This is a genomic window from Pectinatus frisingensis (genome assembly GCF_015732285.1).
Taxonomy (GTDB): domain Bacteria; phylum Bacillota; class Negativicutes; order Selenomonadales; family Selenomonadaceae; genus Pectinatus; species Pectinatus frisingensis.
Genome location: NZ_WIQU01000063.1, coordinates 1 through 15,087, shown reverse-complemented (window position 1 = coordinate 15,087; position 15,087 = coordinate 1). Strand labels below are relative to the sequence as shown.

The following is a 15,087-nucleotide window of genomic DNA, read 5'->3' as shown; positions in this document are numbered from 1 at the left end:
GCGCTTTTCTTGACTATTTCAGATACAATACCGTTTTGCATATCCATCACCAATAGGGCGGTTTTCTTAGTTTGATTTTGCATTGTTGTAATCTCCTTTTCTATAGGCTATTATTAAGTGGAGAGCTCTCCTTTTAATAATAGCCGGAGAACTCTCCACTTGTCAATCGGAGCTATAATTAAATTTCAGGAGTGAGAATTAAGTGAAGGACAAAAGTACAGATCATATTCGTCGCGAACGTCGTGATGCTGCTGAAAATCGTCAGCGAATATTAAATACGGCTCTTAGGCTGTTTGAACAAAATGGCGTTGAACAAGTTAGTATGAACCAAATCGCCGCAGAAGCACAGATCGGTCCGGGAACGCTCTATCGCCGCTATCGAAATAAAAGTGAATTATGTTTGGATTTAATTAAGGATCATATTGTTTTTCTTTTTGACGATATTTATGCATACTTGGAGGCGAATCGGAAAAGTTCGCCAGATCAACGATTAAGAGGAATACTTCATCTATTTATCCGTTTCAGAGAAAAAAAAGCACAATTGCTTACCGGGGTTGAGGCGTTAACGTCGACAAATTCATTGAAGTCTCGCATGCAAAGTCCTTTATATAACGAGTTGAATCAATTATTTGTTGCACTATTTGACGAAATGAGTGCTAACGAACACAATCATCTCAACAGTATCTTCAGAGCGGATATGTTGCTGACGGTTTTAAGTAAAGATTTCTATTCGTTTCAAAGAAATGCGCGGGGTTATACACCTGAAACATTTTTGGAGCAACTTTGCTTGACGTTTATTGATTGAGTGGAGGAATGGTTAATGATAATACTAGATCGAGAAGATATTGTAGAACTAGGCTTAAAATTGGAAGTGCCAGATGCTTTTCTCCTCTTGGAGTGTTCCACTTGTAGTTAACATTGCCAAATGCCAGAATAACAAAAGTGGTAAGGCGTGCAGTCTAAATTCAAAAATAAATTAATATGAATTCTTAACCATGCATTCTATTTAAACTCCGTTAACATTACTGTTGTATTTTATAAAAACACGGAGGTGGTGCTCAAAATGGCTGGGATAATGATCGTTGATGATGATAATTACATTCGTGAACTTATAGGTGCATTATTAAAAAATGAAGGATTCCGCATATATGAGGCGACTGATGGGCGCGACGCACTGCATAAATTTACAGAAGTGATGCCATATCTATGCATTATTGATATTATGATGCCGAATATGGATGGTTATGAGTTATGCCGTAATATTCGTAAATCACATGAAGATATCCCAATTTTAATGTTAACTGCAAAAGGGGAAATCAGGGATAAGATAAAAGGGTTTGAGGGTGGCATAGATGATTATCTTACTAAGCCTTTTGAAGCTTCGGAACTGATTCTGAGAGTAAAAGCCCTGCTTCGGCGCTATAAGATCGCGACCTCGCAAACTGTTCAAATAGGAACTATAACCGTTGATAGGAATAGTTATTCTGTAATCTCGGAAGGGCAAAAAAAAGATATTCCAATGAAAGAGTTTGAGCTGTTGTTTATGCTGGCAAGTACTCCGGGTAGGACATTTACCAGAGATCAATTGATAGAGGCTATCTGGGGATATGATTTTGAAGGAAACGAACGAACGCTTGATGTTCATGTGAACCGGTTACGTGAGCGATTTCCGGAAGAACTATACCGCTTCAAGATAACGACAGTTCGGGGGTTAGGTTATCGTTTGGAGGTGCTGCAATGAAACGCCTTCGAATGATAGCTGTTATTATTGCTTATGTGATCGCAATAGGAATAGCTTTGACCGGTTCTTTAGCTGTCGGCTATGGAATGGCGGAAGCTCTTTTTACACTTACCGGCCATCCGAATCGATTCTGGTCTTCTATCATATCTGAAGTTTTAGGGTTGATCGTTCTTTTTGTATCGCTCCATCTGGGGGGGAATCATTTTGGACGGATGACCCGAATCAACACCATACGGGATGCATTGAACAGAATTGCAAAGGGTGATTTTGCTGTGAAGATTCCGGTTAAGCAGAAAGGCGACCGGAGAAATGAGTATAATGAGCTTGCGAAAAGTGTGAATAAAATGGCTCTGGAACTCAGCTCCATTGAGACGATGCGGCAGGAATTTGTATCTAATGTCTCGCATGAAATACAATCGCCCTTGACGTCTATAAACGGTTTTGCCGCTCTTCTAAAAAGCGAATCGTTGAGTGCAGAGCAAAGGAGACATTACCTGAATATTATTGAGACCGAAAGCAAAAGGCTGTCGAAACTGAGCGACAATCTACTCAAATTGTCTGCGTTGCAGTCAGGGAATATCATCACAAATCTCCATACTTTTAGGCTGGACAAGCAGATTGAAAGTATATTGCTGATGTTCGAGCCTCAGTGGATGGATAAGAAGATTACTCTTGATCTTTTGCTGGAGAAGCTCACGTTTACAGGAGATGAAGAACTGCTTGCACAGGTGTGGATTAACCTGATTCACAATGCTGTCAAGTTCACCCCGAATAATGGGAATATCAATATTACATTGAAAACAAAAGATCATTCCATAATTTGCAAAATAGCCGATACCGGCATCGGTATTTCGGAGGCGGATCAAATCCATATATTCGAGAGGTTTTTTAAAGTAGATAAAGCGCGGGAACGCAGTCTGGGCGGCAATGGACTGGGACTGTCCCTAGTCAAAAAAATTATAACCATGCACAACGGCCAAATAAACCTTCATAGTACTCTCGGCAAGGGAACTGAATTCATTATCACATTGCCGCAGGATAAATAACAATAAAACTAGAGCATTTCAGATGAATTATTTGAAGTGCTTTTTTTTAGTTTACATTCCGTTTAACATGTCAGGTTAATATAAAGATCAATAGATCATTAAACATTAAAAACATGCATTTGAAAGGGAGAAAAAACTCATGAAAAATTTGAAAGCACCATCTACCAGTGAAGAGTTTGACAAAAGTTATCAGGCACTGATAACTCCTTGGGGAGATGTCCGCATTCCTCAAGAGCTAAAAGAACTCGCAGAAACGAATAAGCCAAAAACTTCTTTAGAACTAGGCTGCGGACTTGGGCGATTTTCGTCATTTATGGCAGAACAAGGAATACAAGCGACTGCTGTAGATTTTTCACCCGTTGCCATTGAAAAGGCTAAACAGCGAGTAGCCAATTATGATCACAAGCCAACCTTTATTGTAGGAGATGTAACTAATTTGGAAATACTTACCGAAAAGTTTGATGTTTCATTTGATATCGGCTGTTTTCATTGCTTAAATGAAGAAAGTGAAAAAAAATATGTTTCAGAAATTTACCGACTTTTAAATCCAGGAGCAACTCATTTGATTTGGGCACTTAATGCTTCACCTAGTGATATTCGCCTCACTCCAGAATATATAGCTAAAATATTTGATAATAGCTTCCAACTGGCAAAAGCTAAATTTAGTCGAAGAAGATTAGTTTCCTCACATTGGTATTGGCTTGTGCGCAAATGAGATATTCATCCCCTTTGCAATAAAGGGGCGAACTTATGTGAAATACTAATTTTGCGAATTAGTACTGAATAAGTTGAATATCCAATAAAGAATCCGGCAATTTGATAAGTAGGCGATATTGTTGATTACGGGGAAAATAGAATGCTTAAAAAGATACCGAAACAATTAAGCTTATATGATAAAATACTGGAAAATCACATATTTAAATCCATTAATAAAATAATAGCATTACTGTCCAGGGAAAAACTTTATTTATATACCTTTTTAAAGTACCAATAAAAGTAAACTGATTTGGGGTGGTATTTGGCATGGAATAAACTTATTCATGATATTGATTAACCGTATTATTTCAAAATATGAATTAGTACAACTTCATTAATCAAGCTATAATATTAAATCAATTCAGCAAAATCTAAATAATAGGTAAATTATAGATACAAAAGCCTTGATCGGTACTTATGCATCCGTTTTTTCAAGTTACAAATTTAATTACTTGTAATTATGCTCATTGAGTGATAGAATCTAACTATAAATTACAAAAAATAATTTTTGTAATTTATAATTAGATTCTATCATATTAAAGCGGGAGGGAAAAAATATGAATTTGATACAGGTTGATCAAGAAAAATGTATTAAGTGTGGAATTTGTGCCGAAGTTTGTCCGACTGGTGTTATAGGTTTGGATGAAAATGGTCCAAAGGCCATAGGACAATTTTGCATTGCCTGTGGTCACTGCGTTGCGATTTGTCCCTCGGCGGCACTCGACAATGCGAAAGCGCCTTTAGTTAATCAAATAGCACTAAAAAGAGTACCAGTTTTGGATGAAGATACGGCAGCTATATTTCTTCGGAGTAGACGGTCCGTTAGGGAGTTTAAAAGAAAGGTCGTTGCGCGGGAGTCGATTCAGCAACTTTTAAACATAGCAAGATTTGCTCAGACAAGTTCAAATTCTCAAGGCGTTTCTTACCTTGTAATTGATGATTCTCAAACACTAAGTAGTATTACAGCGGTTACAGTTGATTGGGCAGAAGAGGCACTAAAGCAGCCACCTTGGGCTGGAACACCTTATGAAGCGCACTTAACAGCACACATAGTCGACTATCGTAGAACTGGTAAGGATGTTATATTACGAGATGCTCCTTGCCTAATTATACCAATCGTTGATAAAAACTTGACAGTCGGTAAAGATAATACGTACTATTCGCTAGCTTACGCAGAATTATATGCGCCTTCCATTGGTCTTGGAACTTGCATTACCGGATTCTTTGACGCATGCGCTGCTTCTGGATATAAGCCATTACTAGAAATTTTGAAGTTGCCGGAAAATATGCAGGTTACAGGCGGTCTCATGGTGGGGTATCCGAAATATACTTATCAGCGATTGGTTGATAGAAATCCACTACAAGTCATTTGGAGATAATACTTCTGTACTATTGGTACGAAAAGTACAAACACAGGTGATAATATCCAAGTGAATTATGAAAACTATGATAGGAAATTTAAATAATATTGGAAACTCATCGAAAACTGGAATGTCTGAAGCTGGCGGATTACTTAATATGGTTATGATACAAACAGATAGTTATAAAATTGACAAAATATAACTTGATAAAGGAGAAATAATTTTATGAAAGCACTTATCACAGGCGCAAATAAAGGCATTGGCTTTGCTATTGCAGAAACTCTCGGAAAATTAGGCATTGGAATTTTGGTTGGCGCACGCAGCGAAAGCCGTGGACAAGAAGCAGTTAAAAAGTTGTCAGCACAAGGTATTACAGCCAGTTTTGTCAAAATTGATTTGAACAATTTTGATACGATTCACAACGCTGCAAAAGAAATTAATCATCTTGATTTGCTTATAAATAATGCAGGAATTCCTGACAGCCACAAGGCTGACCGCCCCGATCTTGATCAGAAGAAAACAACGTTTGACTATACGACCGACGACCTCCGTGAGACAATGAAAGTCAATTTTTTCGGGACGCACGAGATGATTAGAAGTTTCCTGCCAAAACTCGCTGAAAATGGAAAAATCGTAAACATCACAATCCCGATTCAGCCCAATAATTTCTGGCATCCGCTCGCTTATCAGACCAGTAAAGCCGCGCAAAATGTGATGGCGATGACTTACGCACTTGAGTTCAAAAATACGGGCAGCAGCAAACAGATTTTTGGCGTGATGCCTGGTGGTGTAGCGACGGATCTCAACGGACATACCGCTGGTGCGCTTGATGGCTTCATCAAATCAGCTGAAGAAGCGGGTGAGCTCATCGCGAAACTCGCGCTTGACACGGAAAACCACAATGGTCAGATGATTCAATTTGACGGAAAAATCATTACCGATTATGAAGTGCAAATACACCGATAACTGATCAAATCCAGGTACATATTTGAAAATTTGTAGAAGAAAATTCTGATATAATTCAAACTAAATGATGAATAAACGCTCCAACTCCAACAGAAAAAACCGTCAATATGAACTGCATCCTCAAAGTTAGGCAGTATGATATACTGAATTCTGGATGGTATATAATAAATTGGACAGAAAGATAAGATGGAAAGAAAGTCCAGTTTATAAAAAGAGCAGTATATGACAAGCAATTCAAGATGGGAGCGAAGTTGCCGAAGAGCTAGGGAACAGTACCAGCAGCCTGCGTTGCTGGGTTAATGAATACGACGAATATGGTGAAAGCGCGTTTCCAGGGCATGGAAACGCGCTTTTTAACTGCACATATGAAATCAAAAAGTTACACAAGGAAAATGAAGAACTTTGTATACATTAGATACAAGGATGGTCATCAATGTGCTCAAAAAAGCGTTTAGCGTTACAAAGCCGCTGGTTTTGAACTCAAATCAAGGCTGCCAGTTCACTAGACTAGCTATGAGTATATTGAACTTCTCAAGGGAAATACCATTCGCCAAAGCATGGATTGTAAGAGTTGCGGGACTAACATATTATGATTGAACATTGGTCCGGAGTTTGGAGTATGAAGAAGCTTATTTGACCCAGTATGCCAACCTAAAAGAGGCGCACCAAGCAATGAATAATTATATCCAAACCTACAATTTTAAATGGCATCACTTAATAATTGCTTATCAGGCTCCAGTTACACTGTACTATCCAGCGATGCTGATAGACTATGCATGGCTTAAGGTTTATTATGAAGTCTTCAGATTTCTGTTTTGACAATTGAACCACTATAGTCAGAAATTTTGGTGCCCCTCTTAATAAAGTCTGATTTTATAGATATTTATTTTTGCCCAGTTACAATTAATGTAATTTGAAACAAAAAAACAAACATGATACAATGGAAAATAAAAACGAGAAAGTGATGATAAACTTGAATAAGACTTCGTTAGATAAAGAAACAATTCTCAATGAGACTGAAAAAGTCATTCGCCGTCATGGGCCAGATAAAGCGAATATTTCTGACGTGGCAAAATCTTTAAAGGTAAGCCACGCTGCCATTTATAGATATTATAATGGAAAAGTAGCTCTGTGGAATGCAGTTACCGAACGATGGCTCACTCATTTGCATGCTTCATCAAATGACATTTTAAAAGAAGATAGTCCTGCTGATATTAAACTTTGTCACTTACTTGAAAATTTTGCAGAAGCTAAACGTCTCAGCGCCATTAATGACCCAGAAATGTTTGCAAATTACTTAAAGCTAGCCAGTAACTCGATGGAAGTAATAGAAAAGGCCATAGAAGCTGGAATCAATCGAATTGAAAAAGTTATAGTGCAAGGAATTACAGAAGGTATATTTTTTGTAGAATCCTCCCATCAAGCAGCAAAATCCGTATATCTTGCAACACGCGTTTTTATCCACCCAAACACATTTGAAGATCCTGATAGAAAGCAAAATATAAAATCTGTTGTAAATCTTTTATTAAAAGGGCTTAAAAATCCCAACTAAATTAATGGTTTCATCAAGTGAATTTATTTTGCCACAAAGATTGCAATCTAGAATTTAACGGGTCTCTGGGCATAGAGGATGACAATCTTGAAATGCTATTTATTAATTCTATATCTAAGGGTAAAGGTATAGGAAAAAAGTCACTTGCTTATATGATAGATCAATAAAAAGTAAAACAGGTAGATGTTGACGAGAAAAAATTTTAGCGGTTGGCTTTTATAATCACATGGGATTCCATGTCGTAGATCGCTTTGATTTTGATGAGATAGGGAAACCCTGTCCTATCTTGCATATGAAATTAAATTTTTAACAGACTAAATTATAGGCAAAACTTCTAGTTCGCATATCAGTACCGCATTTCTATCAAAACACCTGTGGAGTTATATTGTCAAAAGTACTGGTAGTTTTGACAGTGCATTCTTGTTGGCAGGAGGCTTAATTATAATTGGTGCGTTAATCTCCTATACAATGACTCGTAAGCCCATTGAGATTGAGTAATATATACATCTAAATGGGGCTTTGATGCCTGTATGGACTCAGGCTGTTACCGCAAAATATGCCGCTATTTTTAGTTGTTTTGGGGAGCAGTATTTAATTTTTTAATCAAATAATGACATTGCGCACACTCACATGAGCCAGCTAGAAATGCGGGGGCGAACTTCGACCCTAAACGGAGGTTCGGCCAGAAGTTTCATGATCTCGTCACGGAACTTGTCAGCATCTTCGCTACGTTCGTAGTGCGACTTCGCTTCCTCGTTCTTAAACAACTCCAATGCCTACATCGTGTCCGGTTTGCCAGGCACTGCACACATGACCCAAGGGTTGCGGGCACTTGACTCCTTGATATATTTCGTCGCCAGCTCGAACAGGGCGTCACCGCGACCAGACTTTGCGACCAATCACGTATCCGGGCTGATTTTTAATCATACATACCACACTCCTTCATCGTTCATACATGTGAAATAGAACTTAAACGAACAGAGAAACCACTTTGAATGTTTCCTAAAAGTATACTTTTGTGATGCAGCAGATTATTTCTTGAAATAGTGACCTTGCTCCAAATCCGCAATCAAGCCTGGTTGCACCGGATCCCACCCCAGAATCTCTCTTGTTTGTGCAGAGTTTCCTGGTATTACACTTGGAATATCAAGTGCAGACAATGTACCAAGAAATCCGAAGTGAGCATTTGCTTCTTCACGGGAGATGCTTACCACCGGAATGTTTAAGTGTTTTCCGATAGTGCTGGCAATTTTACGAAAAGGAATTCCTTCTTCGCCTCTTCCGGTAAAGCATGAACCAGCCGGTGCTTTTTCAAATGCCAGACGAAAAAGTTTAGCAGCATCTAGCCTATGAATAGCCGGCCATCGATTAGCTCCATCGCCAACGTATGCAGATACTCCTTTTGAACGCGCAATACCGATAAGTTGCGGAATAAATCCATGACTATCCGCATTACTATGCACGGAGGGTGCAAGACTAATAACAGCGGAGCGTACGCCTCTAGCAGCTAAAGATAAGGTAGCTTTATCCGATGCTTCTCCATAGGCATGAGCAGTGGTCATAAATGGCTTTCCAGAAGCCCTAAGGGTTTCACCTATTGTGTTAATTACATTTAAATCAATAGTAAGGGATCCCGCAAAATCCGAAAAATCATGGCGAAAAGCCATATGAATAACACCTTCAGCCATGGAAGCCCCTTTACAAAGGCATTCCGTGTCTTCTAGCGTCCCAATCAGTGCTTCTGCTCCAACCTGCTCCAATTTTTTAGCACCCCCTTCCGAACGTGTTAATCCAATCACTTTGTGTCCAGATTGAATTAGCTCTTGTACAACCGCTGAGCCGATATAACCTGTCGCTCCTGTTACAAAAATTCGCATAATAAAATCCTCCTTATAAATAAATTAAGTGCTAATGCTATCTAATACAGAACTGGAAGAATGGATACAATCTTCACAGTCTAGTCAAGACTAATCGTATTGCCAACTGACTTGCGGTGGATTTCTGTCCACCAAGCGCCGATAGGTATACTTCTGGTAACCAATCATCAGCCCACCAGTAACACACATATTTAGGGAGAGGTTTAAAATGTCAACTATTGGTATTACTAGACAAGGGGCATCACGCAGTACAACATCCTGACCATTCTGACGGTAGTTGGATGCGTGCACGGCAAAGGGCGCCTCATACTGTGATCCGATATAAGGTGAAGTTTGCAATTCCTCTTCCAACCCGTCAATGGTAACCGAGGTAATGCTACGCAGAGTGTCCTGATCATCAATGACATGATAGGAAACTCCTTGTGGATTGCCAGTTGTCAGTGCAAATCTAGCTATGTTTAAAAGCTGCCTAATTTTTTCTCTAGGAACAGGTTTCTTATGAAACTCTCTAACAGAGCGTCTGCTGCAGAGAAATAGAGCCGCAGCATCTTCGTCCAGAGCAGGTACTTTATCCAGCGGCTTTTGATTGGCTAAAGGCGCTTTCTCATTGTCAAGGTCAAGTGCTTCTGAGGGATAAATAGTCACATAGTGACCACATGTGGCTATTTGTTCTATAACTTTTGGCCCATATTCATCCAGACATAGAACACCCGTTGGGAAAAATTTAGCACAACTGCCACATATAGTAGATTTTGTCGGATTGACCTGTATTAAACCCATATTAATCTTTCCTCCTTATATAATATATTTAGGTTAATAAAGGCAACCTATAATCCTTTATTGACAGATTAATTATTCAGAACACTGTATAATTAATCTATTAGTTAGAGTGATGTCGTTTTCTCCTTGAGATTGTAATCTCGTACTTGAAAGACTGACACCTCTAGCTGATTAACTGTTTACGAATAAGTTGGATGTTGGCTTTTTAAAGCACTTCGTATCTGCAATAAGGCGGTAACGTTTTTCAGCGTAGAGGAACCTATCTAAAATTCTTTATCTAGGTGATCATATGTTTTATCTTGGTATTGACATTGGGAAAAACAATCATGTGGCTTCTTTGCTGGATGAAAAAGGCAAAGTAGTTTTTAAAGCTTTTTCTTTCTCTAATTCCACAGATGGTGCTAACTGTTTAATTGAAAAAATTTATTCATATTCGTCTGCAATGGAAATTGGCATGGAGGCCACCGGTCATTATTGGCTGGCGCTTTATTCGTTCCTGTTTAAACAAGGGTTTATAATTCATGTCATCAATCCTATCCAAACTGATGGCTGGCGCAATGCCACTGAAATCAGAAAGCATAAAACGGATGTGATTGATTCTGTCCTCATTGCCGACTTTATTCGATATGGTGAATTTCTTGAGACATCCCTTGCCAATGAGGATGTCCTGTCTTTGCGTAATTTATCCCGGTTTAGAAATTACCTTGTCAGTTCGATTGGTGATCTCAAAAGAAAAACCATTTGTATCCTTGATCAAATCTTTCCGGAATATCAAGCTGTTTTTTCCAATGTCTTTGGCAAAACATCAAAAGAAATTCTCTTGCAGTTCAGCACACCTTCAGAGTTTGAATCTATTACGGCTGTCCAATTAGAATCCCTGCTCAAAGAAATAAATCTTAAAAATTTCGCTGCTAAAAAGATTCAAGAGATTTCTTCTGTCGCTAAAACTTCTTTCGGTATCACTTTCGGGCTGGACAGCATGACCCTACAGCTTCGACTTTTAATTGAGCAAATGAATTTCATCGAAAAGCAAGTTAATGAAATAGAACGCCAGACCAAAACATTACTTGATAAACTCAACTCGCCAATTACCACAATTCCAGGTATTAGTACTGTTATTGGTGCAACCATTCTCAGCGAGATTGGCGATATTTCAAGATTTAGCAATCCTTCTAAGCTTGTTGCTTACGCCGGTATTGATGCTTCTATACACCAATCGGGCAATTACCAAAGTTCAAATAACAAAATGAGTAAGCGCGGTTCACCTTATCTTAGGACAGCATTATTTCGTGCTGCACTCATTGCATCTACTCATGATCCGGTTTTCAAAGCCTATTATCAAAAGAAACGTTCTGAGGGAAAACATCATTTGACCTGCCTTGGCGCTGTCGCCCGCAAGCTTTGCTATACGATTCATGCTGTATTAAAAAACAACTGTGCCTATAAAGTACAACTTCCCTAAACGTTGCGCTTTATTAAATAGACCAATTTTTTGACCTGCTACATACAGGTCTATTTCTTGTGCATAAATATTAAAACTGAACATTGATATTTTTAGATTTTCTCTATTGACTTTTTATAGTTGGTCTTTCATATTGTTATAAGTTACATAATTATAAAAATGTAACTTATAACAAATGTTATCATGTTAGAGTACAAATTGCAAGTAGCGTTAGTATTTTACTTTGAACTTCTTACGATTGTGCAAAGCTGTTTTGCAGAGGACAGTGTATGATGTTATTAAGACTTCTTGGTAGGTGATTCTCTAAATGCATATCGTTATAATGAGTGTCTACTTACAAAGAATATATGTCATCAACTCCTAATATTTCCAATTCAATTATACTGTTTGATCGTGGTTACCCTTCCGAAGAGTTATTCCGATTCTTATACTTCAAAGGAATGGATCGGCTATACTTAACTAGACAGATTTAATAAGGTCATGTAAAAATATAAAAAAATGAATGGGAAGGAAGATTTACATGACAACCAGACGAGAAAAAAGAGATTTTACGGATGAATTCAAGGATCAAATGGTCAAATTATACAATAGCGGAAAGCCTCGTTCAGAAATTGCTAGAGAGTATGACTTAACTCCATCGGCCCTTAATAACTGGATACGTAGAATTAACGCTACGGGTTCTGCAAAAGAATGTGATAATCGTACACCAGAAGCAACGGAATTATTACGGCTTCGAAAAGAAAATCAAAAGCTGAAGATGGAAAATGATATTTTAAAGCAAGCGGCGCTGATACTCGCACAAAAGTAATTGTCATCCGGCAAAATGCCCACAAATACTCGGTATCAGCGATGTGCAAGTGCTTGAATATAGCTAGAAGTACTTACTACTATGAAACAACCGTAAAAACCGATGAATCAGAATTGGAAAATAAAATCGAACAAATCTTTCATGATAATCACGATGTATACGGAACTAGAAAAATAAAAAAAGAATTGCAAAAATCAGATTTCCAGGTATCGCGCCGTCTCATTGGGAGAATCATGAAAAAACTCGGGCTTGTCTCCAAATATACGGTTGCCCAATTTAAACCACACAAACAAAAATGTAACGGAGATCCTGTTAAAAATGAATTAAACCGGGAATTTAATGGACAAGCTCCTTATGCCGTTGTTGTCAGCGATTTGACATATGTCAGGGTAAACTACAAATGGAATTACGTATGCATTCTTGTAGATTTATTTAATCGTGAAATTATTGGCTATAGCGCCGGTATTCATAAAGATGCTCAATTGGTATATGATGCCTTCGCAACCGTGCGGACAGATTTGCGGAATATCCAAATGTTTCATTCGGATAGGGGTAGCGAGTTCAAAAATGAACTGCTTGATAAGGTAATATCCACATTTCAGATTAAGCGTTCTCTTAGCATGAAAGGCTGTCCCTATGACAATGCTGTGGCCGAAGCAACGTTTAAAATATTCAAAACTGAGTTTGTTTATGGCCGGAAATTTGACAGTTTAGTCCAGTTACGCCACGAATTGACTAGCTATGTAAATTGGTTCAATACTGGTAGAATTCATGGCTCACTTAATTACCTGACACCAGCGGAGTTTCGACAAATTGGCCTTATGAAAATTGTCCGACTAAGTGTTGACAATCCAGAATTTCATTTCTTATGCCGTTGCCAAAAACATTTAAAAAGGCAATCTTTGAGCAAGATGATACTTTATTTACTTGCCCTTCAGGTGTATATTTGTCTTGTAAAAATCTCTATACTGAAACAAAATATTTAAAATTTGCACTGGGTTTTCACCCGTTTGAAGCAAGTTTAAAAGATAAGATTTTTTTAATTTCCCATTTTTGTCAAACAATGCAAATTATATTGGTGAAGTTGGGGTGGATTTTTCAAAATTACCAGCTATATCTCGAGATAAACAATTGAGGTATTTTGAAAGCATAGCAAAATAACATATCGGCGCCTAATTTAGTAGAATTAGTGTATGGGAATTTCAAAAAAATACTAACGATATGACTGTTATTTTATCTAGGATAATGATCTTTTGCTTTTATTATAAAATTATAAATTCCATCCTTGATACATCCTATCTTCAGCATTTTTAACCTTGTCTTTGACTTCAGCTTTGTCGCTCCAATGTGCGTCCAAGTGGATGTCCTTTTCTTTTGAAATAAGCTTTTCAGCAAGGGTAGAAATATGAGATGAAACTAGTTGTTTTTTGTGAGTATGGGCAGCCTGTAAAATGGGATGGGAATGCTTTACTAAATTATTTTGTAAAGTTGCATTTTTTTCCCTTGATTCATGGAGCATATAGAGCCGGATAATTTCATGTGTGGAATCATTTTTGATCGGAATAGAAAAAGTTTTGATTTTCCATTTACTCCTATTGTCTGTTGTTATTTGAAGCTCATATTTTGGCACGGTGCCACGGCTTATATTGTCGCCAAGTTTTACAGCAAGCACTGTATAGTTATTATTTATATTTTTGGTTGGATTTACTGGAGTCGGAAGTTGATCTAAAAGCGCATAGGAATCACCTTTATAAACCAAAACTTTTAGCTTAGAAATTGGCTGGATGCCGTCAATTTTACATTTGCTATTTAATGTTGGCGGGAGCTTATCTGTGAAAAGTATGGTATCCATATTTTCTGTGCTAAGTTTTTGTGCAGCTTCACTGTATTTATCAACCTGCTTTTTGAATGAAAGATATTCTACATAAAGCTGTTTACTCTGGCGCAGTTTTTCATCATTTTCCTGCTGTAAAACTTTAAAAATATCATCGATTTTTTCTTTGGCTTCGCTGTCGATAGCGCAACGATAATTATTCAGCTGTTTACCAAGAAGATTTCTTTCTTCGGTAAGCAGTTTTATTTTTTTACTGCATTCAGCCAGTTCATGCGTTTTATCAGAAATGCCATAATGGGAAGTAGCCAGTTCTTTTATACGCTGCAATTCCCTGGCAGATTTTGCATAGGCTTTGCGGGTTTTGTCATACTGGTTGTTGAATGCTTTATCTTGTGCAGCAAGTCGTAATTGTTGGTCGTGAAGAACCTGTGGTTTTAAGGCTTTGTAGGCAACTAATTTATTATTTGCCAGGTTGTGGTAATGAGAAGCCTTTTCTTCGAGATAAGCATAGACATCGCCAACGGTTATAATGAGCGGTTCTTTCATGATTTCTGCTGCCTCAATCTGAGCGATTTTTTCATCCTGTTCCTTTTGCAGCAGTAGACGTTCTTGCTGTATTTGCCGGGCAACTTGGCGGAGTAAAGCATCATTGGCAAAAATTAAAACGTTTTGCTCTTTGGAAGAAAGAGCAGATATGTCTGTTTCTTCACTAGTTTCAGGGGAATTTGATTCGTGATTGGTTTGCTCTATTTGATCTATAATTTTTTGCATAGCGACTGGATTCCGGTAAGCGCTACCTAGGTGTGGGGCAGGGGTTCGGTTGAGAAGTTCGGCTTCGTCGTTTTTCCCGGATAAAACTAGTTCTTTACGCTGGACATTTAAGGTCTTTTCACTGATACAAGTG

The 15,087-nt window shown here is 38.0% G+C and carries 12 protein-coding genes and 1 pseudogene; 10 read left to right on the top strand and 3 right to left on the bottom strand.

Annotated elements, in window-relative coordinates; translation table 11 throughout:
• Positions 1–202: 202 nt before the first annotated feature.
• The 8 genes from I6751_RS11620 (at position 203) to I6751_RS11585 (ending at position 7,422) form a co-directional block, all read left to right on the top strand.
• Entirely contained in the window at positions 203–805 is a 603-nt protein-coding gene (locus I6751_RS11620; protein ID WP_196590043.1) for a TetR/AcrR family transcriptional regulator, read from the top strand.
• A gap of 258 nt (positions 806–1,063) precedes the next feature.
• On the top strand, positions 1,064–1,741 hold the full coding sequence (locus I6751_RS11615; protein ID WP_196590042.1) for a response regulator transcription factor: 678 nt from the start codon (positions 1,064–1,066) through the stop codon (positions 1,739–1,741).
• The gene (locus I6751_RS11610; protein WP_196590041.1) at positions 1,738–2,787 is read left to right on the top strand and encodes a sensor histidine kinase; all 1,050 of its coding nucleotides are present in this window, start codon (positions 1,738–1,740) and stop codon (positions 2,785–2,787) included. Before I6751_RS11615 ends, I6751_RS11610 begins: the two co-directional genes overlap by 4 nt.
• 139 nt (positions 2,788–2,926) lie before the next feature.
• Positions 2,927–3,502, top strand: coding sequence for a class I SAM-dependent methyltransferase (locus tag I6751_RS11605; protein ID WP_196590040.1), 576 nt, complete (start codon positions 2,927–2,929; stop codon positions 3,500–3,502).
• Between the two features lie 598 nt (positions 3,503–4,100).
• On the top strand, positions 4,101–4,922 hold the full coding sequence (locus I6751_RS11600) for a nitroreductase family protein (RefSeq protein WP_196590039.1): 822 nt from the start codon (positions 4,101–4,103) through the stop codon (positions 4,920–4,922).
• Positions 4,923–5,129: 207 nt separating this feature from the next.
• Positions 5,130–5,870 (top strand): SDR family NAD(P)-dependent oxidoreductase, encoded by a 741-nt coding sequence (locus tag I6751_RS11595; protein WP_196590038.1) that lies wholly within the window; start codon positions 5,130–5,132, stop codon positions 5,868–5,870.
• Between the two features lie 232 nt (positions 5,871–6,102).
• Positions 6,103–6,285 carry a transposase gene (locus I6751_RS14150; protein ID WP_196590044.1) on the top strand — a complete coding sequence of 61 codons (183 nt, stop codon included), beginning with the start codon at positions 6,103–6,105 and terminating at the stop codon, positions 6,283–6,285.
• A gap of 525 nt (positions 6,286–6,810) precedes the next feature.
• Entirely contained in the window at positions 6,811–7,422 is a 612-nt protein-coding gene (locus I6751_RS11585; protein WP_196590037.1) for a TetR/AcrR family transcriptional regulator, read from the top strand.
• Between the two features lie 1,031 nt (positions 7,423–8,453).
• Here the strand turns inward: I6751_RS11585 and I6751_RS11580 are convergent.
• Entirely contained in the window at positions 8,454–9,299 is an 846-nt protein-coding gene (locus I6751_RS11580; protein WP_196590036.1) for an SDR family oxidoreductase, read from the bottom strand.
• A 90-nt stretch (positions 9,300–9,389) separates the two neighbouring features.
• Positions 9,390–10,079, bottom strand: a complete 690-nt coding sequence (locus I6751_RS11575) for a nitroreductase family protein (RefSeq protein ID WP_196590035.1) — start codon at positions 10,077–10,079, stop codon at positions 9,390–9,392.
• 289 nt (positions 10,080–10,368) lie between these two features.
• On the opposite strand from I6751_RS11575, the gene I6751_RS11570 reads away from it, so the two are divergent.
• Together I6751_RS11570 and I6751_RS11565 are read left to right on the top strand one after the other, a co-directional pair.
• The gene (locus I6751_RS11570; protein ID WP_196590063.1) at positions 10,369–11,541 is read left to right on the top strand and encodes an IS110 family RNA-guided transposase; all 1,173 of its coding nucleotides are present in this window, start codon (positions 10,369–10,371) and stop codon (positions 11,539–11,541) included.
• A 520-nt stretch (positions 11,542–12,061) separates the two neighbouring features.
• Positions 12,062–13,182 (top strand): annotated as a pseudogene (locus tag I6751_RS11565) (IS3 family transposase); the annotation flags it as partial.
• Between the two features lie 437 nt (positions 13,183–13,619).
• Here I6751_RS11565 and I6751_RS11560 read toward each other — a convergent pair.
• On the bottom strand, positions 13,620–15,087 hold a 1,468-nt coding region (locus tag I6751_RS11560; RefSeq protein WP_196599103.1), incomplete at its 5' end, for a hypothetical protein.